The sequence below is a fragment of the Labrys methylaminiphilus subsp. lupini genome (genome assembly GCF_051161885.1).
In the GTDB taxonomy this organism is placed as follows: Bacteria; Pseudomonadota; Alphaproteobacteria; order Rhizobiales; family Labraceae; genus Labrys.
Window position 1 is genome coordinate 342,547 of record NZ_JBMDIH010000002.1, and the last position, 24,607, is coordinate 367,153.

At 65.1% G+C, this 24,607-nt stretch carries 28 protein-coding genes; 13 read left to right on the forward strand and 15 right to left on the reverse strand.

The window, feature by feature from the left end; all coding sequences use genetic code 11:
• Positions 1-88: 88 nt before the first annotated feature.
• The 3 genes from ACN6KF_RS27245 (at position 89) to fae (ending at position 2,508) form a co-directional block, all read left to right on the forward strand.
• Positions 89-1,000, forward strand: a complete 912-nt coding sequence (locus ACN6KF_RS27245; RefSeq protein WP_434961315.1) for an ATP-grasp domain-containing protein — start codon at positions 89-91, stop codon at positions 998-1,000.
• Entirely contained in the window at positions 997-1,845 is an 849-nt protein-coding gene (locus ACN6KF_RS27250) for a triphosphoribosyl-dephospho-CoA synthase (RefSeq protein ID WP_434960047.1), read from the forward strand. The genes ACN6KF_RS27245 and ACN6KF_RS27250 overlap by 4 nt, the downstream gene beginning before the upstream one ends.
• Before the next feature lie 156 nt (positions 1,846-2,001).
• The gene (fae, locus tag ACN6KF_RS27255; RefSeq protein WP_434960048.1) at positions 2,002-2,508 is read left to right on the forward strand and encodes a formaldehyde-activating enzyme; all 507 of its coding nucleotides are present in this window, start codon (positions 2,002-2,004) and stop codon (positions 2,506-2,508) included.
• A gap of 137 nt (positions 2,509-2,645) precedes the next feature.
• On the opposite strand, the gene ACN6KF_RS27260 is transcribed toward fae, so the two are convergent.
• Complete coding sequence (locus ACN6KF_RS27260; RefSeq protein WP_434960049.1) at positions 2,646-3,368, reverse strand: HisA/HisF-related TIM barrel protein; 723 nt, start codon at positions 3,366-3,368, stop codon at positions 2,646-2,648.
• Between the two features lie 67 nt (positions 3,369-3,435).
• On the opposite strand from ACN6KF_RS27260, the gene ACN6KF_RS27265 reads away from it, so the two are divergent.
• Positions 3,436-4,548, forward strand: coding sequence for a hydantoinase/oxoprolinase family protein (locus ACN6KF_RS27265; RefSeq protein ID WP_434960050.1), 1,113 nt, complete (start codon positions 3,436-3,438; stop codon positions 4,546-4,548).
• A 93-nt stretch (positions 4,549-4,641) separates the two neighbouring features.
• Here the strand turns inward: ACN6KF_RS27265 and ACN6KF_RS27270 are convergent, their stop codons facing one another.
• From ACN6KF_RS27270 to ACN6KF_RS27295, 6 genes are all read right to left on the reverse strand, one after another.
• Positions 4,642-5,217 (reverse strand): DUF447 domain-containing protein, encoded by a 576-nt coding sequence (locus ACN6KF_RS27270; RefSeq protein WP_434960051.1) that lies wholly within the window; start codon positions 5,215-5,217, stop codon positions 4,642-4,644.
• 2 nt (positions 5,218-5,219) lie between these two features.
• On the reverse strand, positions 5,220-6,614 hold the full coding sequence (locus ACN6KF_RS27275) for a DUF6513 domain-containing protein (protein WP_434960052.1): 1,395 nt from the start codon (positions 6,612-6,614) through the stop codon (positions 5,220-5,222).
• Positions 6,593-7,150 carry a flavoprotein gene (locus ACN6KF_RS27280; protein WP_434960053.1) on the reverse strand — a complete coding sequence of 186 codons (558 nt, stop codon included), beginning with the start codon at positions 7,148-7,150 and terminating at the stop codon, positions 6,593-6,595. The genes ACN6KF_RS27275 and ACN6KF_RS27280 overlap by 22 nt, the downstream gene beginning before the upstream one ends.
• Entirely contained in the window at positions 7,147-7,746 is a 600-nt protein-coding gene (locus ACN6KF_RS27285) for an amino acid kinase family protein (protein WP_434960054.1), read from the reverse strand. Before ACN6KF_RS27285 ends, ACN6KF_RS27280 begins: the two co-directional genes overlap by 4 nt.
• Positions 7,743-8,441, reverse strand: coding sequence for a (5-formylfuran-3-yl)methyl phosphate synthase (locus ACN6KF_RS27290; RefSeq protein WP_434960055.1), 699 nt, complete (start codon positions 8,439-8,441; stop codon positions 7,743-7,745). The genes ACN6KF_RS27285 and ACN6KF_RS27290 overlap by 4 nt, the downstream gene beginning before the upstream one ends.
• 67 nt (positions 8,442-8,508) lie before the next feature.
• On the reverse strand, positions 8,509-9,078 hold the full coding sequence (locus tag ACN6KF_RS27295) for a DUF2380 domain-containing protein (protein WP_434960056.1): 570 nt from the start codon (positions 9,076-9,078) through the stop codon (positions 8,509-8,511).
• 214 nt (positions 9,079-9,292) lie between these two features.
• Between ACN6KF_RS27295 and ACN6KF_RS27300 the strand changes: the two genes are divergently transcribed.
• The 9 genes from ACN6KF_RS27300 (at position 9,293) to ACN6KF_RS27340 (ending at position 16,513) form a co-directional block, all read left to right on the forward strand.
• Positions 9,293-10,504: an ABC transporter substrate-binding protein gene (locus ACN6KF_RS27300; protein WP_434960057.1), complete on the forward strand. Its 1,212-nt coding sequence runs from the start codon at positions 9,293-9,295 to the stop codon at positions 10,502-10,504.
• A 53-nt stretch (positions 10,505-10,557) separates the two neighbouring features.
• Positions 10,558-11,532: a YVTN family beta-propeller repeat protein gene (locus tag ACN6KF_RS27305; RefSeq protein WP_434960058.1), complete on the forward strand. Its 975-nt coding sequence runs from the start codon at positions 10,558-10,560 to the stop codon at positions 11,530-11,532.
• 59 nt (positions 11,533-11,591) lie between these two features.
• Complete coding sequence (locus tag ACN6KF_RS27310; RefSeq protein ID WP_434960059.1) at positions 11,592-12,080, forward strand: SRPBCC family protein; 489 nt, start codon at positions 11,592-11,594, stop codon at positions 12,078-12,080.
• Between the two features lie 67 nt (positions 12,081-12,147).
• The gene (locus ACN6KF_RS27315) at positions 12,148-12,891 is read left to right on the forward strand and encodes an ABC transporter ATP-binding protein (protein ID WP_434961316.1); all 744 of its coding nucleotides are present in this window, start codon (positions 12,148-12,150) and stop codon (positions 12,889-12,891) included.
• On the forward strand, positions 12,891-13,736 hold the full coding sequence (locus ACN6KF_RS27320) for an ABC transporter permease (RefSeq protein WP_434960060.1): 846 nt from the start codon (positions 12,891-12,893) through the stop codon (positions 13,734-13,736). Before ACN6KF_RS27315 ends, ACN6KF_RS27320 begins: the two co-directional genes overlap by 1 nt.
• 32 nt (positions 13,737-13,768) lie before the next feature.
• The gene (locus ACN6KF_RS27325) at positions 13,769-14,395 is read left to right on the forward strand and encodes a hypothetical protein (RefSeq protein ID WP_434960061.1); all 627 of its coding nucleotides are present in this window, start codon (positions 13,769-13,771) and stop codon (positions 14,393-14,395) included.
• A 174-nt stretch (positions 14,396-14,569) separates the two neighbouring features.
• Positions 14,570-14,836 carry a CPCC family cysteine-rich protein gene (locus ACN6KF_RS27330; protein WP_434960062.1) on the forward strand — a complete coding sequence of 89 codons (267 nt, stop codon included), beginning with the start codon at positions 14,570-14,572 and terminating at the stop codon, positions 14,834-14,836.
• A gap of 192 nt (positions 14,837-15,028) precedes the next feature.
• Positions 15,029-15,916 carry a YghX family hydrolase gene (gene yghX / locus ACN6KF_RS27335; RefSeq protein WP_434960063.1) on the forward strand — a complete coding sequence of 296 codons (888 nt, stop codon included), beginning with the start codon at positions 15,029-15,031 and terminating at the stop codon, positions 15,914-15,916.
• 291 nt (positions 15,917-16,207) lie between these two features.
• Positions 16,208-16,513: a hypothetical protein gene (locus ACN6KF_RS27340; protein ID WP_434960064.1), complete on the forward strand. Its 306-nt coding sequence runs from the start codon at positions 16,208-16,210 to the stop codon at positions 16,511-16,513.
• A gap of 178 nt (positions 16,514-16,691) precedes the next feature.
• Here the strand turns inward: ACN6KF_RS27340 and ACN6KF_RS27345 are convergent, their stop codons facing one another.
• The 8 genes from ACN6KF_RS27345 to ACN6KF_RS27380 all read right to left on the reverse strand — a co-directional run bounded on the left by ACN6KF_RS27345 (position 16,692) and on the right by ACN6KF_RS27380 (position 24,542).
• Positions 16,692-17,507 carry an IclR family transcriptional regulator gene (locus ACN6KF_RS27345; protein ID WP_434960065.1) on the reverse strand — a complete coding sequence of 272 codons (816 nt, stop codon included), beginning with the start codon at positions 17,505-17,507 and terminating at the stop codon, positions 16,692-16,694.
• Positions 17,508-17,742: 235 nt separating this feature from the next.
• Entirely contained in the window at positions 17,743-18,942 is a 1,200-nt protein-coding gene (locus tag ACN6KF_RS27350) for an aminotransferase class V-fold PLP-dependent enzyme (protein ID WP_434960066.1), read from the reverse strand.
• Positions 18,943-18,977: 35 nt separating this feature from the next.
• Positions 18,978-19,469, reverse strand: a complete 492-nt coding sequence (locus tag ACN6KF_RS27355) for a RidA family protein (protein WP_434960067.1) — start codon at positions 19,467-19,469, stop codon at positions 18,978-18,980.
• Between the two features lie 33 nt (positions 19,470-19,502).
• The gene (locus ACN6KF_RS27360; RefSeq protein ID WP_434960068.1) at positions 19,503-20,495 is read right to left on the reverse strand and encodes an ABC transporter ATP-binding protein; all 993 of its coding nucleotides are present in this window, start codon (positions 20,493-20,495) and stop codon (positions 19,503-19,505) included.
• A complete protein-coding gene (locus ACN6KF_RS27365) occupies positions 20,492-21,511 on the reverse strand; it encodes an ABC transporter ATP-binding protein (protein ID WP_434960069.1) in 1,020 nt (339 codons plus the stop codon). The genes ACN6KF_RS27360 and ACN6KF_RS27365 overlap by 4 nt, the downstream gene beginning before the upstream one ends.
• Positions 21,508-22,734, reverse strand: a complete 1,227-nt coding sequence (locus tag ACN6KF_RS27370; RefSeq protein ID WP_434960070.1) for an amidohydrolase/deacetylase family metallohydrolase — start codon at positions 22,732-22,734, stop codon at positions 21,508-21,510. Before ACN6KF_RS27370 ends, ACN6KF_RS27365 begins: the two co-directional genes overlap by 4 nt.
• Before the next feature lie 3 nt (positions 22,735-22,737).
• The gene (locus ACN6KF_RS27375; RefSeq protein ID WP_434960071.1) at positions 22,738-23,601 is read right to left on the reverse strand and encodes an ABC transporter permease; all 864 of its coding nucleotides are present in this window, start codon (positions 23,599-23,601) and stop codon (positions 22,738-22,740) included.
• The gene (locus ACN6KF_RS27380) at positions 23,601-24,542 is read right to left on the reverse strand and encodes an ABC transporter permease (RefSeq protein ID WP_434960072.1); all 942 of its coding nucleotides are present in this window, start codon (positions 24,540-24,542) and stop codon (positions 23,601-23,603) included. The genes ACN6KF_RS27375 and ACN6KF_RS27380 overlap by 1 nt, the downstream gene beginning before the upstream one ends.
• Positions 24,543-24,607: the final 65 nt, after the last annotated feature.

The following is a 24,607-nucleotide window of genomic DNA, read 5'->3' on the forward strand; positions in this document are numbered from 1 at the left end:
CCAGGCCCCCCTTCGGAACCCAACCTCGCAGGAACTCTTGGCAGGACATGTCGAATTGAACCCGGTCGAATATCCCGTCGGACGCGGATTGCGTATCGGTCTCGCCGCCGACAACGGCGAATGGCACCGCGGGCGCCTGCTTGGCGCCCTGCGCGCCTGCGGCATCGAGCCGGTGCTGTTTTCCCTGGCCGACGTGGCTGTGGTCACTGGCGGGGGCGAGCCGCTGCGCCTGCCCGGCTTCGACGGAGAACTGCCCGACGGGGTCTTGCTGCGCACCATTTCGGGCGGCACCTTCGAGGCGACCACCTTGCGGCTCGGGGTGCTGCATGCCCTGGTTGCCGCAGGGGTGGTGGTGTGGAACGACCCGCGGGCCATCGAGCGCTGCGTCGACAAGTCGATGACCAGCCTGCTGATCGCCAGGGCGGGCTTGCCGACCCCGGATACGTTCGTGGTGTCGAGCCGGGAGGCGGCAGCCGACACCGTGCGGCGCGAGGCCAGGCCGAACGTGCCGCTGGTACTCAAGCCTCTGTTCGGTTCGCAGGGTGAGGGCTTGCGCCTCATCAGTGTGCCGGAAGATCTTCCGCAGCCCGAGGAGGTGGCGCGGGTCTATTATCTGCAGCGCTTCGTACGCCGGAACGTCGAGGGGTGGCGGGATTACCGCGTCTTTGTCTGCGATGGCCGCGTGGTGGCGGCCATGGCGCGCGAGGGTGATGGCTGGATTACCAATGTCCATCAGGGCGGGCGTCCCTCGCGCTGGCAGATGCCGGAAGAAGCAGAGGACCTTGCGCTGAGAGCAGCCCAGGCGGTGGACGTGTCCTTCTGCGGCGTCGACCTCATCGAGGATGATCAGGGTCGCTTCCTGCTGCTCGAGGTCAACAGCATGCCGTCCTGGTCCGGCCTGCAGAGCATTGTCGACGTCGATATCAGCCAGGCCATCGTCCGCGCCTTCTTGAAGGCCGTCTATGCCGCCCGCCGTCCCGCCATGGTGGCGGTGTCATGAATTATCATCAGCATGGCCTCGATCTCGCCAGTGCCTATGAGGACGCCTGCCTGGCCGAACTCCAGGCCTTGAAGCCCGGCAATGTGCATGTCTTTGCCGATACCGGGGAGACCAAGGTCGCCGATTTCGAGGCGAGCGCGCGAACCTCCGCGCCGTCGATCGGGCGATCCGGCGCCGGCGTCGGGGCGCGTATCCTCGGTGCGATCCGAGCGACGCATGAGGCCATCGGCTGGAACACCAATCTCGGTATCGTGCTGCTCTGCGCGCCGCTTGCCGCAGCGGCCGAGTTGCAGGGGCCGCTGCGCACCAGCCTGGCCTCGATCCTGCGCGCTCTCGACACAAACGATGCCGCCGATGCCTTCGAGGCGATCCGCCTGGCTTCGCCCGGCGGTCTTGGAAACGCCGACCGCCACGATGTCCGCGAGCCGCCGACCGTGACTTTGCGCGAGGCGATGAATGAGGCCGCCGAACGCGACCGCATTGCCCGCGCCTATGTCACGGATTTCGAGGATGTCTTCGAGACGGGCTTGCCGGCGCTCGAGGTGGCTCATGCTGCTGGCCTCGAACGATCCTGGTGCGCCACGGCCGTTCACATGACCTTTCTGTCGCGTTTCCCCGACACCCATATCGAGCGCCGCGGGGGTCGCGACCAGGCTGAAACCGTCAGGGCGCATGCTGCCCGGATAGTCGAGGCAGGGCTGTCAGGTCCCACCTCTCTCGCACCCTTGCTGGCATTCGATGCCGAATTGAAGAAAGGAGATCTAAACCCCGGAACTTCCGCCGATTTCACCGTGGCGACATTGTTTGCCGCCGCGATCATGCGCCTTCCGGCCGCTGGCAACTGAACGGATGCTTGCTGGTAACGGAATGCGCGGTTACGCTCACAAAGCTATCTGGCCAACCGGTTCGGCGCCGTGCCGAACGCTGCAAACAAGGATAGATGGCCCGGCCGCCGTTCCCAGGGATCGGGGCCTTTGTTCTCGCAGGGAGGACTATCGAATATGGCAAAGATCAACAAGGTTTTGATCGGTGAATCCCTTGTCGGCGACGGCAATGAAGTCGCTCATATCGACCTGATCATGGGTCCTCGCGGCTCGGCCGCGGAGACGGCGTTCTGCAATGCCCTCACCAACAACAAGGATGGCTTCACCTCGCTTCTCGCGGTGATCGCCCCAAACCTGCAATGCAAGCCCAACACCTTGCTGTTCAACAAGGTGACCATCAAGGGCGCCAAGCAGGCCGTGCAGATGTTCGGCCCGGCTCAGCACGCCGTGGCGCGCGCGGTGCAGGACAGCGTCGCCGACGGTACCATTCCCGCCGACGAGGCCGACGACATCTTCATCAGCGTGGGTGTCTTCATCCATTGGCTGGCGGACGACGACGCCAAGATCCAGAAATACAATTACGAAGCGACCAAGCAGGCGATCGAGCGGGCGGTTACCGACTGGCCGAGCGCGGCGGAAGCCACCAGCAAGCGCGAAGAGGTCAAGCACCCCTTCGCCGCTTAGATAGGGGACAGCCCTGGGCAGGAGCCGCCTGCGCCCATGCCTGCAGGCCTGCTTCAGCGGCTGGCCGCCATCTTTCTCGGACGCTGAAATTTCGCCGGAGGGAACCTGTTTCCTCCGGCGAGACCTGAGTTTTTGTTTCAGAGGCGCCCGTCATGCAGGGCCGAGGCGACGAGAATGCCGGACACGCCGATCTTCGAGAGGGCGGCAAGATCACGCCCGTCCCGAAGACCGCCTGCGGCATAGAGCCTGCAACGGGTGGGAGCTCGCCGGCGAAGCGCGGACAGCCGTTCGAGATCGGGTCCGCTACCCATACCCACGCGCCCCAGCGTCATGACGATCACCCGCTCCGGCCAGATCGACGGCGTGGCGAGGATCGCGGCCGGGCCGACATAGTCCTCGCCGCGAAAATCCAGGGACAGCACGGCATGATCGGCCAAGTCCCGCACGAGCTCGTCGCCAGTCTGGCTCTCCGAGCCGAGTACAGGAAGGCCGAGCCCCTCTGCCAGGAAGGCCTCCGCTTCGGAGCGGGTGGCAATGCCCGAGTCGACCCACAGACGCACCGCCGGAAAGGCGCTGGCGAGGCGTCGGAGACTGGCGACATCGCGCCCGCGTCCCTCGATACCGTCGAGATCGGCGACATAGAGATGGCGGGCCGGTACGGCAGCGAGCAGGCCGGCGGCGACATCGACCGGATCTGCCGTGGGGCTGAGCGGCGTAACGATCGGCTGGTAATGGGCGCGATCGCCTGCCTTGGCCCGCACCACCGATCCGTACCGGAGATCGATCACCGGCACGATCTCGACACCCGAGCTTTCCCGCCGGGCGGCATGGCTTTCGTCCTGTCGATCCGGTGCGGGCATGATGACAACTCTATCGGTGACGTGCCGTCTTTGTGGCACGATGCCGTGAACGGTGGAAGCGACAGCTATGGACTCGACGGAGCATCATGATCCCGAGATCGCCGGGGGTGATCTGGTGCTGGGCTGGGACCTCGGCGGCGTGCACGTCAAGGTCGCTGCCGTGGCACAGGGCCGGCTGCTGGCGGTGACGCAGGCACCCTACCAACTCAGGCAGGGGCTTGCAGTGCTCGACAAAGCCTTTGCTGCCTTGCCGGCCTGGGCCCGGCAAGCACGTCGGCATGCCGTGACCATGACCGGCGAGCTCAGCGCATTGTTCGACGACCGCGCTACCGGCGTTGCCGCCCTGACCGACTGGGCGACCCGTCATTGCCAGGGCGAGATCGCCATCTATGGTGGACGGACGGGCTTCCTGCCGCCCCATCGCGCGGTTGCTCATGCGGTGGATGTTGCCTCGGCCAACTGGCACGCGACAGCCGCCTTCGTCGCCTCCCGCCTGCCGAATGCCCTGCTGGTCGATATCGGATCCACCACCTCCGACCTCATCCCGATCGAGGAAGGGAGTGTTGCGGGCCTTGGCTACACCGACGCCGAGAGGCTGGCGTCGGGCGAGCTGGTCTATGCCGGCGTGGTGCGCACGCCCCTGATGTCGCTCGCCGACAGACTGCCCTTCCAGGGGCAGGATGTCACGCTGGTCGCCGAGCATTTCGCCACCATTGCCGATGTCCATCGCCTGCTCGGCACCTTGCCCGAGGAGGCCGACCAGCACGACACGGCCGATGGCCGCGACAAGAGCCTCGCCTCCACGCGCACCCGGCTGGCACGCGTCGTCGGCCAGGATGCGGGCGATGCGCCCGATCATGTCTGGAGCGAGCTTGCAGCCCATTTCGCCGAGCTGCAGCTGCGCCGCCTGCACGATGCCGCCGCCCGCATCCTGTCGCGCCGAAAAGGGGAGGCGCGCCCGCCTCTGGTGGGTTGCGGGGTTGGCCGCTTCGTGGCGCAGGCGCTGGCGACCCGCTTGGGCCTGGCCTATCACGATCTTGCCGATCTGGTGCCGAGCACTGACGGATCGAAGAGCTACTGGGCCTCCTCCTGCGCGCCGGCAGTGTCGCTCGCACTGCTCGCGGCCGAACAGACTGTCATCCCCGGCGAGCGAAGCGAAGGAAGGGGATCCAGAAGCTGAAAGACTCCACGCGCGGGCCCTGGATCCCCTTCCCTCGCCACGATGTGGCTCGCCGGGGATGACAGAGCCAGTCTGGGTCCGGGGGACCGCACCTCAGCCGGACGAGCCAGCCGGTTTCAGCCCGGCCAGGATCTTTGCCTCGATCCACTGCCAGGCTTCCAGTTCGGCTTGGCCGGCCGTCTTGCTGATGGCGATGCGCAGATAATCCATCTCTGTGCGGATCTTGTCGGGGCTGAGCATATGCAGCCTCGTCGACAGGATGGCGGCTTCCAGCACGGCCGCCTGGGCCCGGTTGTAACCGCGGAAGGGGTGATGCACGGCCTGGTGGACGACGCGGCAGCGAAAGCGCGGCCTGACCTCGTCGGCAACCACCTCCTCGACTGCGAGCTCCATATGGGCGAAGGCCTCGGCCAGCCTCACGCCCTCGATCCGCTCGCAGGGGCAGGTCGTCCACCCGCGCCGGCCGGTAACGCAGCCGGCGATCACCCTGATGTCGACCGGAGCGGCGGCGGCGAGGAAAGGATGGCGCTCCAGATTGGCGATGGTCGGCGAGGGGCGGAAGGGGGCGACGACATAATGTTCGCCGTCCTCGATCAGGCCGAAGGGGACCAGATGCGCGCTGCCATCGGCATTGAGCGTGGTCACGATGGTTTCGAGAATGCGCGGCATCGTTATTTTTCCTTGCGCCCGGCCAGCGTATGGCCTGGTGCCTTGAAGCCGGTGGCGTCCTCGCTCGGCCTGTCTGCGGCGCAGCCGAAGTCGAGCGGTTCGTCCTGGGCGTAACGCTTGCCGAGCCGCCAGGCGGTCTCGGCCTTGGCCAGTTCCGTGCCGAGATAGAAGGCGTGGGCCGCATCGTCGGTGACGCCGAGCTGCGGATAGAAGGGCAGGGCCTCCGTGCCGTGGGCATGGATGGCGCGGTTATAGGTGTGGATGCCGTCATCACTGACTTCGATGCGGAAATTGGCATCGCGCACGGCCTGCGCATTCTGCTGTACCTGCTCCGGGGAGCTCACCACCGGCCGCTTGTCGTGCAAGGCGAGCAGGGCCGAGCCATAGCCCTTGGGCAGGGATCCGTCGGCCTTGGCCGCGAACATCACCCGACGCGCGGCGTCGTGCTCCTGCAGCGTGCGGCGGGTGTGGGCGCTCACCTGGACCACCAACACCTGGCGGATGGCGAGCTCCGAGCAGATCCCCATCAGCAAGGCGGTCAGGCCCAGGCTGTCGGCTTCGGTCAGCTCGGTCAGATTGCCGGTCCCCATCAGGATCTCGGCTTGCGGCTTCAGGCGTCGGAACTCGACATAGCGCGCAAGGGAAGCCGCAAAGCCGAAATGGATGGGATCGAGCACGGGATCGGCGATATAGGGTTGGCCGGCCTGTTCCATGCGCTCGACCGCCCGCAGCAGCGAGGCGAGATCGCTGGGCTCCACCGGCACCAGCACCGGGATCGCCTGCGTCCCCAAAGCGAGATCGAGCGTGTGCTCGTTGAGGCTCAGCAGGAAATCGGCGCCGGCCTCGGCGCCGCGCCTGAGTTCGGTGGGCGAAGCACTGTCGACGCTGACCTTGAAGCCATGCTGCTTGAGCAATCTTATGCTGTCTTCGAGATGCGGGAAGGGCGTATCGGGAAGCGCGCCGAGATCGATGACGTCGGCGCCCTTGGCCGCCATGGCGCGCGCGCGTTCCAGCAATTGCCCGGGCGAAAGCTGCGAGGCCTCGACGATCTCGGAAAAGATGGTGACGTCGTGGCGCGAAAGATCGGGCGGATGTCCGCCCCGGCCGAGAAAAGCCGGCAGGTCGGCGATCTCGTCGGGGCCGCGGTCCACCGGAAGTCCGAAATGGGCGGAGAGGGCCGCAAGATCGGCCCGGCAGCGGCCGGGCAGCAGCACGCGGGTGATGCCCTCGGGCAGGGTGATGCGCCGGCGGATGATCTCCTCCGTCATCAGGGCGGCGACCTTGACTCCGGCATCGAGGATCGTCCAGTCGAAGGAAGCCGGACCCAGTGCGGTCAGCGTGCGCTCGAGCCTGACACGGCTGAGATGGCCGGTGATCAGGGCGAGATGGTCACGCATCTCAGCCTTTCCAGCACCGCCTGGCGCAGACCTTCATAGGTTTCGACCACCGTCGTCGCCTCGAACTCCTTGAGCCTTTCGACATTGTCGAGGTCGATGCGCCTTGGATAGACCTTGACCATGCCGGAGGGGGCCTGCGTCTCCATTTCAGGTGCGGTGTCGCAGGCAAACACGATCGAGGGAATGCGGCATTTGCCGGCCTGCGCATAGACATTGGTGGCGAGTGTATCGGAAATGCCGAAAACACATTTGGCCACGGTGTTCGAGGTCGCCGGCGCCACCACCAGCGTATGGTAGTCGCCATGGTAGAAGGCGCCGACCGGGGCGGCGCTCGCCGTGGTGTCCTTGATCAGCCGCGTGCCCTTGGGCAGCGCGTCGAACTGCTTGCGATACATGCGGATCACCTCGGCCGCGGCCCGGGTGACGAAGAGATCGCAGTCACCCACCTCGCGGATCAGTTCCAGGCATTCGGTGAAGTAATGGCCGGAACCGGTGAGAGCCCAGGCAAGGCGTGGCTGCGGTGAACGCCGGCTCATGAGGCCTCGCAGGGAATGGAGAACAGCGCGGCAAGCCTGTCGTCGCTGGAAGGACCTGCCACCATGATGGAGCCGGCAAACCGGGCCGCGTAGCGGGGAAAATGGGCGTCGACTACATCGGCTGCCGCTAGGGCTGCGGGTGTCGAATCGGCTGACGCGTCGATGGACTTGAGCAGGACGAGCCTGTCGGCGCCCAGTTCGGCAGCCAGCCAGGCAGCCAGGCTGTCCGACGTCACCTCCCAGCTCTCGGTGATGTCCGGATGCCCCGCGCGCAGCTCGGCAGGATGCCAGATCGGGAGCTTGCCCTGCCGGAGGGCGGCGGTGACTCCGGCCCTGTCCCCGACCGCTGTCAGGCGCGGATGCCGGGTTGCCAATATCTCGGCCAGATGTGTCATGGCGTCGAGCGCGAGGCGATGAGCGAGGACGTCGTCGAAGGGCATGGCGGCCTGCACCTGGCGCACCGCATCGGCAAAGGGGCCACCGCCGGCAACCAGCACGAGCGGTGCCTTCGTTTCGCCGGCGAGTTGTTCGAGCAGTCGGTCGAGGCGGGCCGATCCGCACAGGCTGCCACCGATCTTGACCACGGTCAGGCTCATGCGGCCTGCTCGCCATGCCGGATAGCCTGAAGGCGACTGGCGGCGCGGCCGATGGCCAGAGGATCGAGCTGGCCTCGACGATCGCCCGCCAGGCAGAGCCCGCCGCGAAAGCCGAGATAGTCGGGGCCGAGGGCGGCGAGCGGCTCGACGTCCTCGATGCGCAGGGAGCCGGCAAGCCCGCACATCAGGCCGAGCCGGTGACAGCCCGCCACGAAGGAGGCGATCTGGTCCGCCGTCAGCAGGTCGGGCAGGCGGATGCCTTTCTTCTGCCGCGTATCCAGCATGACTCCGGCGAAGCCAGCTTCATGGAGAGATGCCGTCAGTGACAGGGGTGGATCTTCGTCGGCGAACAGCACCGCGATGAAGCGCCCCCGTCCGCCAAGCAGCCGACCGAGCTCGGCGACGGCAGGGGGGCAAGCCGTTGCCCTGCCCAGGCCCAGCTTGATGAAGCTGACCCCGGTTGCCGCGATCGCGAGGGCGCTGTCGGCAAGTTGCCCGATATCCTCGTCATCCCCGGCGACGGCACTGGTGACGGCATCGGCCGGCAGGCAGGCGCGGATAGCGCGGATGGTCTCAAGAGGAAGGGCGCCCAACGCACCGGCCTCAGGATTCTTGGCGTCGATGAAATCGGCGCCTTGCGAATGGGCCAATCGGGCCTCGGCGCTGTCGACGACGCTGACGAGCAAACGGGTCACGATGCGCAACCTTCCCTTTTGTCCTCTACAATGCCCCCATGGGCGTTCGGCGGCAACCGTGCGAAATTTATCGCGGCCGCCGTGCCTCCTCCTGCAACTGGCCCAGAACGAAATCCGTGGCGTGCTGCCAGGCCTCGTTCGTATCGCCTCGGAAGCTGATCTGCCGGAAGAAGATGCGCTTGCCGTCCTTGGCATCGAAAACACCGACCCAGATCGCCGAGATCAGGGTGCTGGTCTTGTGCACGGCGCCGGTCAGGATGAGACCCGCACCGGCCTTGCGCGCTTCGCTCAGCAGGCAATCCTGATCGTTGCCGGTACAGGCGATGATTCCTGGCGTTGCCGCAACGATACGATAAAAACCACCTGCCTGCAGGCGGCTGGTCAGATGGTCCGACATTGCCTTCAGCCGGTCTGCGTGGGCTGTCTTCTGGTCGGATGCCTCGCCGGAGGTGTCGAGATAGCCGAAGGGCAGAGTGAGCAGAGCCTTGTCGGCCCCTCCGGCCCGACCCTGCGAAGGGAAGACGGCAGCCGTTGCCAGCAGGACAAGTATTGCCGTGCCTGTCTGCCGCAGCTGGCCGCGACGCCTTCCGATCCAATACTTCAGGCTGCGCTGGTGCGTTCCTACAATCAGGGACATCCAATCAAGCACAGTGGTCCCTTCACAAATAAGAATATTCTATGAAAGCATATCATTTCACGTTGCGGTGAAAATTGCCATGAACATGAAAGCCAGTACAGACTGTATTCAGCTTATAATTTCCTTAGGTATATTAAGTTGACGTTCTTCAATTGCAGTGCGTAAGCTTTCCGATGTTCAGGCACGCAGAGGCCTGCGCGTTCGGGAGCGAAATGTGTTACCGGCTGCGAGATCAAAAAGCCTGTCCGGCCTGATGGCGGCGCTGCTGCTTGCCTTTGTGTCTGTGCTGGGTTGCGACACGGCAAGGGCCGCCGAACCGCTCGAAATCCATATCGGCGTCATCACCCACAAGGCGCCGCCGCCCGCTCTCTACGAACTCGATCCCACGCCGGAAGACGAGGCTGCTGCCGGCGCCGGGCTCGCCATCGACGACAACAACACCACGGGCCGCTTTTCCGGCCAGCGCTACGTGCTGGACCAGGCCGTGCTCGACAAGGGCCAGTCGCCGGTGGAGGCAGCCGTGAAGCTGGCCGACGGGGGAGCCAAATATCTCGTCGTCGCTCTTCCGGCGGACGAACTGCTGGCAGTTGCCGATGCCCTCAAGGGGCGTCCGGTCCTGGTGTTCAATGCCGCTGCGCAGGACGATCGGCTGCGTGGCGCCGATTGCCGCGCCAATGTGTTCCACGTCCCGCCGAGCCGCGCCATGGTGACGGACGCACTGGTGCAGTATCTGGCGACCAAGCGCTGGATGAAGCTTTTCCTTACCTATGGGCCAACAGAGGCCGATAAGCTCTATGCCGACGCCCTCAGGCAATCGGCCAAGAAATTCGGCCTTACCCTCGCCGCCGAGAAAGCCTGGACGTTCGGCCCGCTCGCACGCGCCCGCAGCGACAGCATCACCCAATCGGACGCCCTGGTGTTCAGCCGCGGCACGGATTACGACATCATGGTGGTGGCCGATGAGGAGGCCGATTTCGGCGATTATCTGGCCTATCGCACCTGGGACCCCAAGGTCATTGCCGGCACGCAAGGGCTGATCGCCGCGTCCTGGCACCGCGCCCAGGATGCCTGGGGCTCTGCGCAATTGCAGAGCCGCTTCTTCAAGCGCGCCAAACGGACCATGCGGCCGATCGACTATCAGGCCTGGGTGGCGGTGCGCGCCGTCGGGGAAGCGGCCACACGCACCAAATCCGCGGATCCAGCCACGATCTCTACCTTCCTCGTCGATCCGAAATTCCAGCTGGCTGCCTTTAAGGGCGTGCCGGTGAATTTTCGAGACTGGGACCATCAGCTGCGCCAGCCGGTGCTGATCGCCCAACCCATGGCGATCGTCTCGGTCTCGCCGCAACCCGGCTATCTGCACCAGCGCAGCGTGCTTGACACGCTTGGCGTCGATCAGCCCGAGAGCCAGTGCCATTTGCCATGAACACCGATTGCCACGAATGCTTGGCGGGAGCCCGCCTAAAGAGGAGCCGGACCATGCCGTATATCGTCAAGGCCGTTTTGCTGGGGCTTGCGACGACCCTTCTGGCCGGGACGGCGCAGGCCTATACGGTCTATGTCTCCAACGAGAAGGGCAATTCGATCACCGTGATCGATTCCGAGACCCAGACCGTGAAGCAGACCGTGCCGACCGGCCGGCGCCCACGGGGCATCACCATCTCCAATGACGGCAAGTCCCTCTATCTGTGCGCCAGCGACGATGACGGCGTCGAGGTGATCGACACGGCGACGATGAAGGTGGCCCGCACCTTGCAATCAGGCCCCGATCCCGAACTCTTCATCCTGCATCCTTCGGGCAATCCCCTTTATATCGCCAATGAGGACGATGCACTGGTGACGGTGGTGGACGTGCAGCAGAACAAGGTGCTCGCCACCGTGCCCGTCGGCGTGGAGCCGGAGGGCATGGGCATCAGCCCCGATGGCAAGATGCTGGTGAATACCTCCGAGACCACCAACATGGCCCATTTCATCGACACCTCGAGCTTCCAAGTTATTGACAGCGTGCTGGTGGATTCGCGCCCCCGTTTTGCCGAGTTCAACAAGGACAATTCCAAGGTCTGGGTCAGCGCCGAGGTCGGCGGCACGGTCACCGTGATCGAGCCGGCGACACGCAAGATCCTCAAGAGGATCGAGTTCCAGGTCCCCGGTGTCACCGCCGAGACGATCCAGCCAGTCGGCGTCCGCGTCACCAAGGACGGCAAGACCGCCTTCGTGGCGCTCGGGCCGGCCAACCGCGTTGCGGTGATCAATGGCGAGACGCTCGAGGTTGAAAAATATCTGCTGGTCGGCCAGCGCGTCTGGCAGCTCGCCTTCACGCCGGACGAAAAATACCTCTACGCTACCAACGGCAATTCCAACGACGTGTCGGTGATCGACGTCGCAAGCCAGAAGGTGATCAAGACCATTCCGGTCGGTGAAGCGCCATGGGGTGTGGTGGTCTCGCCGAACTGATGCCACGCCACGATTCAATCAGCCAGATGAAGCAATTGGAAGATCTTGGGAGGAAGACCATGCGTATCGCGACTCTCGTCGGTACCCTGACGGTACTGGGCCTTGCCTGCAGCCCGGCCCTTGCGGAAAAGAACTCCAATCGTGTCGAGGGCAAGGGCACGCCGGCCAAGGCCTGGGCCCTGATCGGCGATTTCTGTGGCATCAAGACCTGGCATCCGGCCATTGCTTCCTGCGAGCTTTCGGAAAAAGACGGCGCCAAGATCCGCACGCTCACCACCAAGGACGGCGCCAAATTCGTCGAAAAGCTGGTCAAATGGGACGACAAGGACACGTCCTATACCTATGCCATTCTCGAAAGTCCCCTGCCGATCGAGAATTACGTCTCCACGCTGAAGGTGGAAGAGGACGACGAGCCCGGCAAGATCGCCATCACCTGGTCGTCCACCTTCGATCCCAAGGGCGTGACGGGACAGGCCGCCCGCAAGGCGGTCGCGGATATCTATCTGGCCGGCCTGCTCGAGCTCAAGGCAAAGCTCAAAGGCAAGTGATGGCTGCAGCGGTTGCCCGGCCTTGGTGTATCCTGTCGCCCTTTCGGCGCGACGGGGATCGACCATGATGGTTCATTCGGACAAGCCGGCGCTCTCGGTCTCGGCCCTCGGCCATCATTTCGGCAAACGCGAAGCGCTGGTCGATGTCTCACTCGAGGTGCTGGCAGGGCGCTTCGTTGCCTTGCTGGGACCGAACGGTGCCGGCAAGACGACCTTGTTCTCGATCGTGACGCGGCTCTATCAGAACCGCTCCGGCAGCGTCGAGGTCTATGGACAGGATCTGCGCCTCAAGCCGTCGCGGGCCCTGGCCGAACTCGGCGTCGTCTTCCAGGCCCGCACGCTCGATTCCGATCTGACGGTGCGCCAGAACCTTGCCTATCACGCGGCCTTGCACGGCCTCGGCGGGCGGGCGATGCGCGAGCACATCCTGGCGCTTCTGCAGCGCGTCGGCTTGGCCGAGCGGGCCGACGAGAAGGTGCGTACGCTTTCCGGCGGCCAGGCCCGTCGGGTGGAGATCGCCCGCGCTCTGGTGCACAGGCCGCGCCTTCTGCTCCTGGACGAGCCGACCGTCGGCCTCGATCTCCAGGCCCGGGCCGACATCGTCGCCACCGTGCGGCGCCTGGTGGTCGAGGACGGCATCGCAGTGCTGTGGGCCACCCACATCTTCGAGGAGATCGCCGAGAATGACGACGTCTATGTGCTGCATCAGGGACGGATCGTCGCCGAGGGCAAGGCGGCCGTGCTCGCGGCCCGCAGTGGCGCCAGCCTGGCGGAGACTTTCCGCCGCCTGACGGACAAGGAAGCAGCCTGATGTCGGATGCGGCACTCTCCTCGCGGTTGAATTTTTCGGGCTATCTCGTCTGCCTCGGCGGCATAGCGCATCGGGAGATGCTGCGCTTCGTCAACCAGAAGGAACGTTTCCTCTCGGCGCTGGTACGCCCGCTGATCTGGCTCTTCATCTTCGCAGCCGGCTTTCGCAGCGTGCTCGGCGTCTCGATCCAGCCGCCCTACGAGACCTATGTGCTCTACGAGACTTATGTCGTGCCGGGGCTGGCGGTGATGATCCAGCTCTTCTACGGCATGCAGTCCTCGCTTTCGATGGTCTATGACCGCGAAGTCGGCTCGATGCGGGTGCTGCTCACCAGCCCGTTCCCGCGCTGGTCGCTGCTGGCCGCCAAGCTCATGGCCAGCGTGCTGGTGTCGGTGCTGCAGGTCTATGTCTTCCTGGCGATCGCGGCCTGGTGGGATGTCGATGCGCCGGTGCAGGGCTATGTCCTGGCCTTGCCGGCTCTGATCCTGACCGGCCTGATGCTCGGTTCGATCGGCCTCTTCCTCTCTTCGCTAATCCGCCAGCTCGAGAATTTCGCCAGCGTGATGAATTTCGTGATCTTCCCGATGTTCTTTGCTTCCTCGGCGCTGTACCCCCTGTGGCGCATCCGCGAGGCGAGCGAGGGGCTCTATCTGACCTGCCTTGCCAATCCGTTCACCCATGGGGTCGAGCTGGTGCGCTTTGCCCTTTATGGCCGGCTCGAGCCGGTCGCGCTGGCGGTGGTTACAGGCACCACGGTCGCGTTCTTTGCCGCTGCGCTCATCGCCTATGACCCGGCCCGTGGCCTGATGGTGCGCCGCGGCGGCCCCAAAGGAGAAGCATCATGAGATCTGGCAGGCCCCCGATATCTGGCAGGTCCATGGTTCGAACCCTTCGGCCGGCCATCGTCGTGGTAATGCTGGCCGGTGGCCTGGATTGGGGTCACGCCGTGCAGGCCCAGCAGCCCCAGCCCGATCCGGATTGGCCCTGCATCCAGCGCAAGGTCGGCACGCTCAGCGCCGGCGTGGTCTGGAGCGGGCCGGACATCGCGGCCGCCGGCGACTGGACCAAGGATTTCGACACGGCCGCGCTGGCGCAGAAGCTCGCTTCGCGCCGGACGCCGATCGAGGAGGTCGACGGCCTGCTCGACGGCTTCGTGCAGCAGGCGGGCGCGGAGAAGGACGCCCGCCTGACCCGCCTGTTCGCCGGCGTGCTCGAACTGGTCAACGAGGAGCGCGACAAGATCCTGGGCGGTATCGGCCGCTATGCGCGCGGCCAGAACAAGCTCGCCGACCGCATCCGCGACGAGAGCGACAAGATCGGCGCCGCCAAGGATTCCCCCAGCGCGGTTGGCAGCAAGGAAACAGATGTTCTCGAGACCCAACTCAAATGGGACAAGCGCATCTTCGAGGAGCGCGGCCGTTCCCTGACCTATGTCTGCGAGACGCCGGTCTTGCTCGAACGCCGGTTGTTCGATATCGCCCGGCGTATCCAGCAGCGCTTGTGATGGGGGGGCCGGTGGACCAGCCGAAACGGATGCGCGCCGCGATATGTGGGACGGTTGCGGACTCTTAGCCCGCAGGCCCTCTCGGGCTTTTTTCCCCCTGTAGTGGAAGGCCGCCATTCGGGGGCGTACCGAAGCCATGTTGACAGTGTTGCGGCAGGCATGCAGCCTTCGCAAATGACTTCTCAACACCCTGTCGGACCCTTGGGCTCCGGTTCCTCCCGGTGTCCTTGTTGTCGCTACCGGACGCCAGGTGAGCGCGGTGGCTATGAGGTTTGCCCAGTCTGTCACTGGGAGGATGATGGCCAGGACGATCATGACGCCGACGAGGTTCGTGGAGGCCCTAACGGCTCCTTGTCGCTTACCCAAGCACGACGGAACTTTGAGCAGTCTGGCGTTTCAGATCCGGAACGCTTCGAGCCAAATCATCCAACGCGTTCGTAAAAACATATTGTTGAGGCCTCCTTACTCGGGGGGCTTTGTGGCTCAAGGGCGGGCGTTCAACGCGGTGCGGGATGATATTCATGCTCTTCGCGATCTGGCGCCTGCGGAAGCCGAAAATCTCGCCATTGTGAAGACCGCTCTTCCGAAGATCATGTAGGCTTCCGCCTGGGAACGAGAAGGGAGGGACGATCGATGACCCGAATGACGGCCAAGGATTTCCCTCAGGAATTGCTCGAACTCTACGACTTCTATGCGCATGGCAAGATCTCCAAGCGCGAGTTCCTCGATCGGGCCGGCAAATTCGCCGTGGGTGGCCTCACGGCAGCAGCCATTCTTGCCTCTCTCAGCCCCAATTACGCCTATGCGCAGCAGGTGCAGTTCACCGATCCGGACATCGTGGCCGAGTACATCACCTATTCCTCACCCAAGGGGAATGGCGAAGTCCGTGGCTATTTCGTGCGCCCGGCCAAGGCGACCGGCCCCGTCCCCGGCGTGGTCGTCGTCCACGAGAACAGGGGCCTCAATCCCTATATCGAGGATGTCGCGCGGCGCGTGGCCAAGGCCGGATTCGTCGCCCTGGCACCCGATGGCTTGACTTCGGTCGGCGGCTATCCCGGCAATGACGACAAGGGCCGGGACCTGCAGGCCAAGGTCGATCCGGAAAAGCTGATGAACGACTTCTTCGCGGCGACCGAGTTCCTGATGAAGCACAGTTCGGGGACCGGCAAGGTCGGCATGACCGGCTTTTGCTATGGCGGTGGGGTCGCCAATGCCACGGCCGTGGCCTATCCCGAGCTTGCCGCCGCAGTGCCCTTCTATGGGCGGCAACCCAAGGCCGAGGACGTGTCGCGCATCAAGGCGCCTTTGCTGATCCATTATGCGGAACTGGATACCCGTATCAACGAGGGCTGGCCGGCCTATGAGGCTGCGCTCAAGGCCGGCGGCAAGACCTATGAGGCCCATATCTATCCGGGCGTGAACCACGGCTTCCACAACGACTCCACCCCCCGCTACGACGAGGCGGCGGCCAAGCTTGCCTGGGATCGCACGATCGCCTGGTTCCGGCACTTTCTGGCTTGAGACATTTTGCCCTAACGTCTTGTTTCGGCGCTTCTTTGCGCGTCCTGCTGCTTCCTGTCAGATTCCAAGGGGGCTCCGGCTGTCCCCGGATATGGCATGGCGCCATCCGCACGCGGGCGCAGCCATTGCCCGCCAGGCGAGTTAATCTGACTTTCCGCAATTTCTTTGCTACGGAGTGAAAATTACATAGAAGGTGATTGTATTACTATTTCAACAGGTGCGACACATCCTGCCGTCGACCTGCCCAAGATGCAGCCACCTGGGATATTGTAGAATATTGGGTATTTTACGATGCGGAAGCCGCCAAAGCTGGACCCCGAATTGCTGCGGGACTGCTATCTCTCGGGGCAGATGACAGAGGCTCAATGGCAGGAGCACGTCGCCAATGGCGATGTCGAGGAGCTTGCCGGGGCCAAGGACGATAGCGCCTCGATTTCACCGCTGGAAGCCGCGATGATCCTCGGCAGGGACGCCATGCAGTTGCGCGCCCAGCAATTCATGGACAGGCATCCAGAACTCTCGGTCACCGATCTCATGGTCGAATTCGCGCTGCTCGAGGCCGAGATGCTGATAGCGTCGAAAAACCGGGCGGCCTAGTGACAGGCTCGGTTGTCCCGCAGCCATGGTGATTGCACGCAATCCGCACCCAGCTCCTCGGCGGTAGATTTTTGCCGATAGCCGACCGCAGGACGAAGGAGGATCGCTGGCGCCCCCTTGGAGGCGGAGGGTGGCGATGACGATTGGAAACGATCGTTTCCAATCGCAATTGTCTTATTCAGCGCCGAGCTTGCCAGCCCAGCCGGCTTTCGATGCGTCGCGCGCTGGCCTTGACCAGGGCGATCAGGTCGGGATCCTTCTGCTCGAGCTTCCTGTCCGGCACCACGATCGAGATCGTGGCGCGGCAGGCGCCCTGATTGTCGCGGATCGGAGCGGCGATGCAGGCGACGGCAAAATCGGAGTCGCCGGCCTGGATCGAAAGGCCCTGCTCCAGGGCTTCGGCAGCTATCTTCGCCAGCACATTCTGGTCCGTCTCGGCGCGGCCGGTCGGCGAGGCGATCGCCGAGCGCGCGAAGATCTCGCGCCGCTCCGCTTCCGGCAGATGGCCGACCAGGATGCGGCCGGACGCCGTCCAGTTCAGGGGGCTGCGCGTGCCGACGCGCGAAGTCACCTGGAAATGGTCCTTGCCCTCTTCCATGGCCAGCACGACCATGTGGTCGCCGTCCCGCCCGCAGATCTGGATGGTCTCGCCCGAACTGTGGGCGAGTTCGTGCATCTCCTGCTCCGCCACGTTCAGGAGGTCGAGCGTGCGCGCATAGGTCAGGCCATAGTGATAGAGGCGGGGCCCGAGCCAGAGCAGGCCGCCATCCTGGCGATCGAGCATCTCCTTCTCCACCAGGTCGTCGACGATGACATAGATCGTCGACAGGGGAGCGCCGATGTCGCGCGCGATCTCATAGGCGGTGGCCGGACGCTCGACCTTCTGCAGATAGTCGAGAATCTGCAAGGCGCGGTCGATGCCGCTGGTGCGCGAGCGGCGCCGGGTGGCACCGCCTTCATTGACATCGTCACGCTCAAGGGCTGTCGTGGACATGGGATTCCGAGCTTTCCATCACGTGTCATTCTACGCTGCCGCGGCGGCGTCGAACAAGGTAGCCTCAATCGGCAATTCGCCTCGTTCGTGGAAGGCAGCGTGCCGCTTGTCATTGCCGGGCTTGACCCGGCAATCCAGTTCTTCCGGCGGTCCGTGGCGGCGCCTGGATATCCGGGACAGGCCCGGGTATGACAAAGTCCGAGCCGCTTCCTCCTCTAGCGAACCCATCATGGCGTCAATCGGGCCAATGCAGGATCGCGGCTTCCCGGGCCAGCAGGCGATCATCGAACGGTGTGGCGATCGGGATATTGGATTTGCGAGCCTGTTCGAGTTCCTCGGCGAGGCGCGCCGCCACGATCTCCTCTTCGCCCGGATGCAGGTTGCAGGGATCGAGGAAGAAATAGCCATGCTCGACCTCGTGGTCGCGCACGATCACCGGGTGCTCGCCCGCGGCAAGGCGGTCGGCAAGGTCCCAGGCGGTGATGCGGGCTTCCTGCGGGTCGACGAAGACCTGCAGCCGATCGAGCGGATTGTGGGTCGGATCGGGGACGATCACGGCCTTCACACCCTGCTTCCCGTCGAGAGCCTTCACCCAGCAATCGAGAGCCTTGCGTTCGCGGGCGCGGATGCCGTCATGATCGCGGGTCTTCCAGGCCTGTAGGGCAGCCAGCGTGCCGACGATGCCTTCCTTGCCCACCTTCATGCCGCGGCCGATGCCACGGTTCTGCAGATAGACGTTGCGCACCAGCTCCTTTGGGCCGGCCACGATGCCGGAGGTCGGCCCGCCGAGAAATTTATGGCCGGAATAGAGGACGAGGTTGGCGCCGTCGGCCAGGAAGCCCTGAAGATCATATTCGGAGGCCGCGTCGACGATGACGGGAATGCCGCGCTCATGGGCGACCTTGGCGAAGACCCTGAGCGGGATCTGCGCATAGTCGACCACATGATGGGAGACGACATAGACGGCCGCAGCCGTGCGATCGGTGATGGCGCCGGCCAAATGATAGGCCGAAGCGCTGGTGGCCTGGCCGATGGGCACGACCTTGGCCCCGGCGAGGCGGATCGCCTGCTCGATGGGCGCCCCATAGCTGACCATGTGGCCTGACTGGATGATCACCTCGTTCTTCAGGCCGGTGGTGTCGGGCAGGCGTTCGATGGCGGCAAGGTCGGCACCGGTCATGGCGGCGGCAACGGCGAGGCTGATGGCCGCCGAGCAAGAGGCGGTGATGAAGCCCGCTTCCGCACCGGTCAGGTTGGCGATCACGGCGCTCGCCTTGCGATGAAGGTCTCCGAGTTCGACGAACTCGCTCAGGATCGCCGAGACCGCTTCCACGGCGGGCGGCACCACGATGGAGGCGCCGAGCGATGTCATGGTTCCCGATGCGTTGATGACGGGCCTCAGGCCGAGGCGGCTGCGAATGTCGTTGGCGGGCATGGGTTTGGGCTCCGAAAGGCGAAAATGGAAATGGTTCAGTCGATCGCCACGATGGCTTCGATCTCGACGGTGATCTGGCCGGGCAGCGAACCCTGGCCGACCGCCGAACGGGCATGGATGCCGCTGTCGCCGAAGATTTCGATGAACAGGTCCGAGCAGCCATTGATCACGGCCGGATGCTCGGCGAAATCAGGCGCGGCGTTCACCATGCCGAAGAGCTTGACCACTCGGCGCACCCGCGAAAGATCGCCCAGCGCGTCCTGCATGACGGCAATCAGGTTGATGCCGGTCAGGCGGGCGTGCCGATAGGCTTCCTCGACCGATACTTCGGCGCCGACCTTGCCGGTATGGGAGCGGCCCTGGGCATCGTTCGGGCCCTGGCCCGACAGGAACAGCAGCTTGCCCTCCTGCACATGGGTGACGAAATTGGCAATCGGCGTGGGCGCGATCGGAAGCGTGATTCCGAGCGCTGCCAGCCGCTCATAGGGCGAGGCCTGCTGGCGCGGAACGGTCTCGGAAATGGTCATTGAAATACTCCAATCATACGAAAAGCGCCGTCGTCATGCGAAAAGCTCGGTTTGGCGGATGCAGGCGACGTGGTGCCCGCCGCCGATATGCTCGACCGGCGGAATGGTGGCGGCGCAGGCCGGCGCGGCGGATGGGCAGCGGGTGCGGAACACGCAGCCCGAGGGTGGCGCGATCGGGCTGGGGATGTCGCCCTGCAGCGGCACGCGTATGCGCTGGCGCGTGGGGTCGGGCACCGGCGCGGTCGCCAGCAGCGCCTTGGTATAGGGATGGCGGGGAGCGGCATAGACCTGCCGGCTCGGGCCCCGTTCCATGACACGGCCGAGATACATCACCACCACTTCGTCGCACAGATATTCGACGACCGAGAGGTCATGGGCGATGAACAGCATGGTCAGGCTGAGCTTCTTTTTCAGATCGCCGAGCAGGTTGAGGACCTGGGCCTGGACGGAGACGTCGAGGGCCGAGACGGGCTCGTCGGCCACGATGAATTCGGGCTCGACCGCGATGGCCCTGGCAATGCCGATGCGCTGGCGCTGGCCGCCGGAGAATTCATGCGGAAAGCGCGTGGCATATTCGGGCGGCAGGCCGACCAGGCTGAGCAGTTCGGCGACGCGGTCGGCGCGTGCCTTGCCGCGGGGATAGCCGCAGGTATCGAGCGCCTCGCCGATGATGGCTGATATGCGCATGCGCGGATTGAGGCTGGAAAAGGGATCCTGGAAGACGATCTGCAGCCGGCGTCGATAGGCCAGCATTTCTCTGGCGCTGAGGCCGAACAGGTCGACGCCGTCGAAGATCGCCTTGCCGGAGGTCGGCTCGACCAGGCGCAGCACCGAGCGGCCGGCGGTGGTCTTGCCCGAGCCGGATTCGCCGACCAGGCCCACCGTCGCGCCGCGCTTGACGTCGAAGCTGACGTCCTCGACCGCATGGACGATGCGCCCATTGCGAGCCGGGAAATGCTTGGTGAGGTTCTGCACGCTGAGCAGGGGCGTGTCGGCCGCGGCCTGGAGAGAGGGGGCTGTGGTCATAGCTCGGCGCTCCGGATGCAACGCGAGAAGCTGGCTGCTCCGGTCGCGACCAGGTCGGGAATGGCGGCGCTGCAAGCCTCGAGCGCCAGGGAACAGCGCGGTCCGAAGGCGCAACCCGGTGGCAAAGCGGTGATCGCAGGCACATTGCCCGGGATCGAATGCAGGGCCCGGCGCTCGCCGCTGGCATCGATGTCGCGCGCCGCGTTCGGCGTGCAGGCGAGCAGGCCCCTGGTATAGGGGTGGCGCTGATGGGCGAAGAGATCGATGACGGGCGCCTGCTCGACCACCCGGCCGCCATACATCACCACCACATTATGGGCGATCTCGGCGACCACGCCGAGATTATGGGTGATGAACAGGATGGACATGCCGAATTCGGCCTGGAGGCGGCGCAGCAGGTCGAGGATCTGGGCCTGGATGGTGACGTCGAGGGCGGTGGTCGGCTCGTCGGCGATCAGCAAAGATGGGTTGCAGGACAGGGCCATGGCGATCATCACGCGCTGGCGCATGCCGCCGGACATCTGGTGGGGGTAGTCGTCGAGGCGCGAGGCGGCATCCGGTATCTCGACATGCTTGAGCATGGCGAGCGCCCGGCGGCGGGCCTCCCGGCGGTTGACCGGCTCGTGCAGCGCGATCATCTCGCCGATCTGGTCGCCCACCGTGTAGAGCGGATTGAGGCTGGTCATCGGCTCCTGGAAGATCATGGCGATCTCCCGGCCGCGCATGCGGCGAAACTGGCGGGGCTTAAAGGCGGCGAGGTCGTGCACGCCGCCGGCGCGATCGCGGAACAGGATCTTGCCGCCGGCGATGATGCCGGGCCTGGAGAGCAGGCCCATGATCGACAGGCTGGTGACGGATTTGCCGGAACCGGATTCACCCACCACGGCAAGCGTCTCGCCGCGCTTGAGATCGAAGGTCACCCCATCCACCGCCTTGGCGGTGAAGCGCTTGTTGACGAACCAGGTGCGCAGGTCCTGGACGGACAGGATGGTGTCGGGCGCGGTCGAACCTGTCATGACTGCCATCCGCAATGAGGGCAGGCGTGCTTGCCGGCCGTCGGTGCCTGGGCCGGGACATAGCGCTGGGCGGCAACGACCTCCGCGCCCAGGACGACCTGGCGCGGCTCGAACACCTGGGTGAGCCGGCTGAGCGCGCCCTGCGAGTCCTTGACGGTGAGATCGGCGTCGACGACATCGAACAGCGTGAATTCGGCCGGCTGGCCCTTGTCCAGCAACCCGTCCGCCTTGAGGCCGATGGCCCGGCGCGGCGCTGTGGTCACGGCGGTAACCACCTCTTCCAGCTTCATGCCGAGCGAGAGGAGCTTCGACATGGTGGTGGCCATGTCCCACACCGCCCCGTCCAGCGAGCGGTTGTGCAGGTCCGTGGAGATGGTCCGGGGCGGCAGGCCGCGCGCCAGGGCCGCCTTGGCCACGTCGAAGGAGAAGGAGGCGCCGCCATGGCCGACATCGAGCACGATGCCGCGCTCCGCCGCCTCTTCGGCGAGGCGATAGAGGTCCTCGTCCTCCAGGATCGAGCTGCCGGCCTTGCCGTTGAAGCAATGGGTGACGATGTCGCCTTCGGTCAAGAGGCCGAGGACGTCGTCATAGAGCGGCGGCGGCTCGCCGACATGCACCATCAGCGGCAGCTTGAGAATGCGGCCGAGCTTCTTGGCGAGCTTGACGGGGGTGAGGTCCCAGCCGCCGGTGATGACGTGGCTGGCGCGCACCTTCAGGCCGACGATGACGTCGCGGTTCTGCTCGACGGTGGCGATGATCCGCTCGAAATCGATGGAGCGGATGTCCATGAGTTCACTGACCCGGTTGCAGGCGACCAGGCCGATCGAGCCGAGATTGAGGAAGGCGTAGACGTTCTCGCGCGCCGGCTCGATGATGAACTCGCGCAGGCCGTGGAAATTGGCCTCTCCGGCCGAGCCCGCATCGACCATGGTGGTGACGCCGCGCGCGGCACCGCATTGCTCGGGCTTGAGCGAAATGTCGGTGCCGCCATACCAGACGTGGACGTGAAGGTCAGTCCAGCCCGGTGACAGGAAGCGACCTTCGGCATCGATGACGCGAACGTCGTCGCCGGCCGCGATCGAGGCAGCGGCCTCGGCGATGCGACCCTCGCGGTCGACCAGGATGTCGAGGGGCGTGCCGGACGGCGCGGCGGTGAAGCCGATGGTCCTGGCACCCTTGATGAGCAGCGGCCGGTCGGCCTGAGGGAAACGGTTGCCGATCATGGCTCAGATATCCTTTGCCAGGCGCGGATCGAGGAGATCGCGCAGGCCGTCGCCGACCAGTTGCAGTGACAGCACGGTGACGACGATGGCGGCCCCGGGGAACCACATCAGCCAGCCTGCCTTGTCCATGAATTGGCGCCCGACGCTGATCATGGTGCCCCAGGTGGGCGTGTCGGGCGAAATGCCGACGCCGAGAAAGGATAGGCCCGCTTCGGCGAGGATGGCATTGGCGAAGATGAAGGTGCCCTGCACCAGCAGCGGCGAGGTGACGTTGCGCAGCACGTGGCGCAGCAGGATCTTCCAGGTCGGCACGCCGAGAGCGCGGGCGGCCTCGACATAGGGCAGTTCCCGGATCACCAGAGTGGAGGCGCGCACCACGCGGGCGAGGCGCGGGGCATAGACGATGCCGAGCGCGATGATGACGTTGATGGCCGAGGCACCCAGGGCGGCGACCAGTGCGATCGCCAGGAGGATGTCGGGGAAGGCCATCATCGCGTCGATCACGCGCGAGAGGGGGGTATCGGCCTCCCGGAAGAAGCCCGCGGTGAGGCCGAGCGCAATGCCGATCAACGAGGCCAGCACCACCACGGCGAGGCCGACGGACAGGGAGGTCTGGGCCGCATAGAGCATGCGGGCGAAGATGTCGCGGCCGAGATCGTCAGTGCCGAACAGATGGGCGAGGCTCGGTCCCTTCAGGCGATTGGCGACCGAGAGTTTGGTCGGCGAATAAGGCGCGATCAGCGGCGCGAGGATCGCGGCCAGGGCGATGATGGCAAGAACGGCGAGACCGATGAACGCGGTCGGCCGTCTGATCAGGCGCGACAGCAGGCCGGGCGCTGCCTGGTAGTAGGAGGTGATGGCAGCCATTAGTAGCGCACCCTCGGATCGATGAGCAGATAGAGCATGTCGATGCCGAAATTGACGAGGACATAGAGCCCGGCAATCACCAGCAGCGCGCCTTGGATCACGGGGTAGTCGCGCCGGAGCACGGCGGAGACCACGAGATTGCCGATACCCGGCACGCCGAACACGGTTTCGGTCACCACGGCGCCGGAGATCAGCAGCGCCGCGGTCAGGCCGATGACGGTGAGGATCGGGATCAGCGCATTCTTGAAGGCATGCCTGATCACCACGCGCCATTCGCTCATGCCCTTGGAACGGGCCGTGCGGACATAGTCGTCCGAAAGCACGTCGAGCATCGAGGCGCGGGTGAAACGGGTGATCAGGGCCGAACTGACCACGCCCAGTGCCACCGCCGGCAGCACCAGATGATTGAGGCGCTCGCCGAAGGAGGCGCCTGGTCCGCCATAGCCGGACGTGTCGAACCAGCCGAGCTTCACCGCGAAGATCTGCATGAGGACGAGGCCGAGCCAGAAGCTCGGCACGCTGGCGGCGAACATGGCGAGCATGGTCGCCGCCTGGTCGAACAGCGAGCCGCGCCAATAGGCCGAGAGAATGCCGACCGGCAGGGCTATGGCGCTGGCAATCAGCAGCGAGAACAGCGTGAGGAAGAAGGTCGGCTCGGCGCGGGCGGCGAGAGCCTGCGTCACCGGCTGGTTGAGGAAGATCGACTGGCCGAAATCACCCTGCACGAGGCCGAGGACGTAATAGGCGAACTGGGTGATGATCGGGCCGTCCAGGCCGAGCTTGGTGCGCAAGGCGGCGATGTCCGCCTCGGACGCGTCGGGGCCCAGCATCATGGCGGCCGGGTCGCCCGGCGTGACCCGGACGATGATGAACACGATCGTCACGACGAGGGCCATCACGATGATCATGCCGAGGAGGCGGTGGAGAATCGTGCGCAGCATCTGGGATCCTGGCGTTGTTCGAGGCCGGAGAGCGTGACGAGGCGATGTGAGCGGGATCGCGGGCA

Bases quoted from the DNA above. Each gene is read 5' to 3' on its own strand.
- ACN6KF_RS27250 (WP_434960047.1), top strand. From the start codon at position 997: ATGAATTATCATCAGCATGGCCTCGATCTCGCCAGTGCCTATGAGGAC.
- fae (WP_434960048.1), top strand. From the start codon at position 2,002: ATGGCAAAGATCAACAAGGTTTTGATCGGTGAATCCCTTGTCGGCGAC.
- ACN6KF_RS27260 (WP_434960049.1), bottom strand. From the start codon at position 3,368: ATGCCCGCACCGGATCGACAGGACGAAAGCCATGCCGCCCGGCGGGAA.
- ACN6KF_RS27265 (WP_434960050.1), top strand. From the start codon at position 3,436: ATGGACTCGACGGAGCATCATGATCCCGAGATCGCCGGGGGTGATCTG.
- ACN6KF_RS27270 (WP_434960051.1), bottom strand. From the start codon at position 5,217: ATGCCGCGCATTCTCGAAACCATCGTGACCACGCTCAATGCCGATGGC.
- ACN6KF_RS27275 (WP_434960052.1), bottom strand. From the start codon at position 6,614: ATGCGTGACCATCTCGCCCTGATCACCGGCCATCTCAGCCGTGTCAGG.
- ACN6KF_RS27280 (WP_434960053.1), bottom strand. From the start codon at position 7,150: ATGAGCCGGCGTTCACCGCAGCCACGCCTTGCCTGGGCTCTCACCGGT.
- ACN6KF_RS27285 (WP_434960054.1), bottom strand. From the start codon at position 7,746: ATGAGCCTGACCGTGGTCAAGATCGGTGGCAGCCTGTGCGGATCGGCC.
- ACN6KF_RS27295 (WP_434960056.1), bottom strand. From the start codon at position 9,078: ATGTCCCTGATTGTAGGAACGCACCAGCGCAGCCTGAAGTATTGGATC.
- ACN6KF_RS27305 (WP_434960058.1), top strand. From the start codon at position 10,558: ATGCCGTATATCGTCAAGGCCGTTTTGCTGGGGCTTGCGACGACCCTT.
- ACN6KF_RS27310 (WP_434960059.1), top strand. From the start codon at position 11,592: ATGCGTATCGCGACTCTCGTCGGTACCCTGACGGTACTGGGCCTTGCC.
- ACN6KF_RS27315 (WP_434961316.1), top strand. From the start codon at position 12,148: ATGGTTCATTCGGACAAGCCGGCGCTCTCGGTCTCGGCCCTCGGCCAT.
- ACN6KF_RS27320 (WP_434960060.1), top strand. From the start codon at position 12,891: ATGTCGGATGCGGCACTCTCCTCGCGGTTGAATTTTTCGGGCTATCTC.
- ACN6KF_RS27325 (WP_434960061.1), top strand. From the start codon at position 13,769: ATGGTTCGAACCCTTCGGCCGGCCATCGTCGTGGTAATGCTGGCCGGT.
- ACN6KF_RS27330 (WP_434960062.1), top strand. From the start codon at position 14,570: ATGACTTCTCAACACCCTGTCGGACCCTTGGGCTCCGGTTCCTCCCGG.
- yghX (WP_434960063.1), top strand. From the start codon at position 15,029: ATGACCCGAATGACGGCCAAGGATTTCCCTCAGGAATTGCTCGAACTC.
- ACN6KF_RS27340 (WP_434960064.1), top strand. From the start codon at position 16,208: ATGCGGAAGCCGCCAAAGCTGGACCCCGAATTGCTGCGGGACTGCTAT.
- ACN6KF_RS27345 (WP_434960065.1), bottom strand. From the start codon at position 17,507: ATGTCCACGACAGCCCTTGAGCGTGACGATGTCAATGAAGGCGGTGCC.
- ACN6KF_RS27350 (WP_434960066.1), bottom strand. From the start codon at position 18,942: ATGCCCGCCAACGACATTCGCAGCCGCCTCGGCCTGAGGCCCGTCATC.
- ACN6KF_RS27355 (WP_434960067.1), bottom strand. From the start codon at position 19,469: ATGACCATTTCCGAGACCGTTCCGCGCCAGCAGGCCTCGCCCTATGAG.
- ACN6KF_RS27360 (WP_434960068.1), bottom strand. From the start codon at position 20,495: ATGACCACAGCCCCCTCTCTCCAGGCCGCGGCCGACACGCCCCTGCTC.
- ACN6KF_RS27365 (WP_434960069.1), bottom strand. From the start codon at position 21,511: ATGACAGGTTCGACCGCGCCCGACACCATCCTGTCCGTCCAGGACCTG.
- ACN6KF_RS27370 (WP_434960070.1), bottom strand. From the start codon at position 22,734: ATGATCGGCAACCGTTTCCCTCAGGCCGACCGGCCGCTGCTCATCAAG.
- ACN6KF_RS27375 (WP_434960071.1), bottom strand. From the start codon at position 23,601: ATGGCTGCCATCACCTCCTACTACCAGGCAGCGCCCGGCCTGCTGTCG.
- ACN6KF_RS27380 (WP_434960072.1), bottom strand. From the start codon at position 24,542: ATGCTGCGCACGATTCTCCACCGCCTCCTCGGCATGATCATCGTGATG.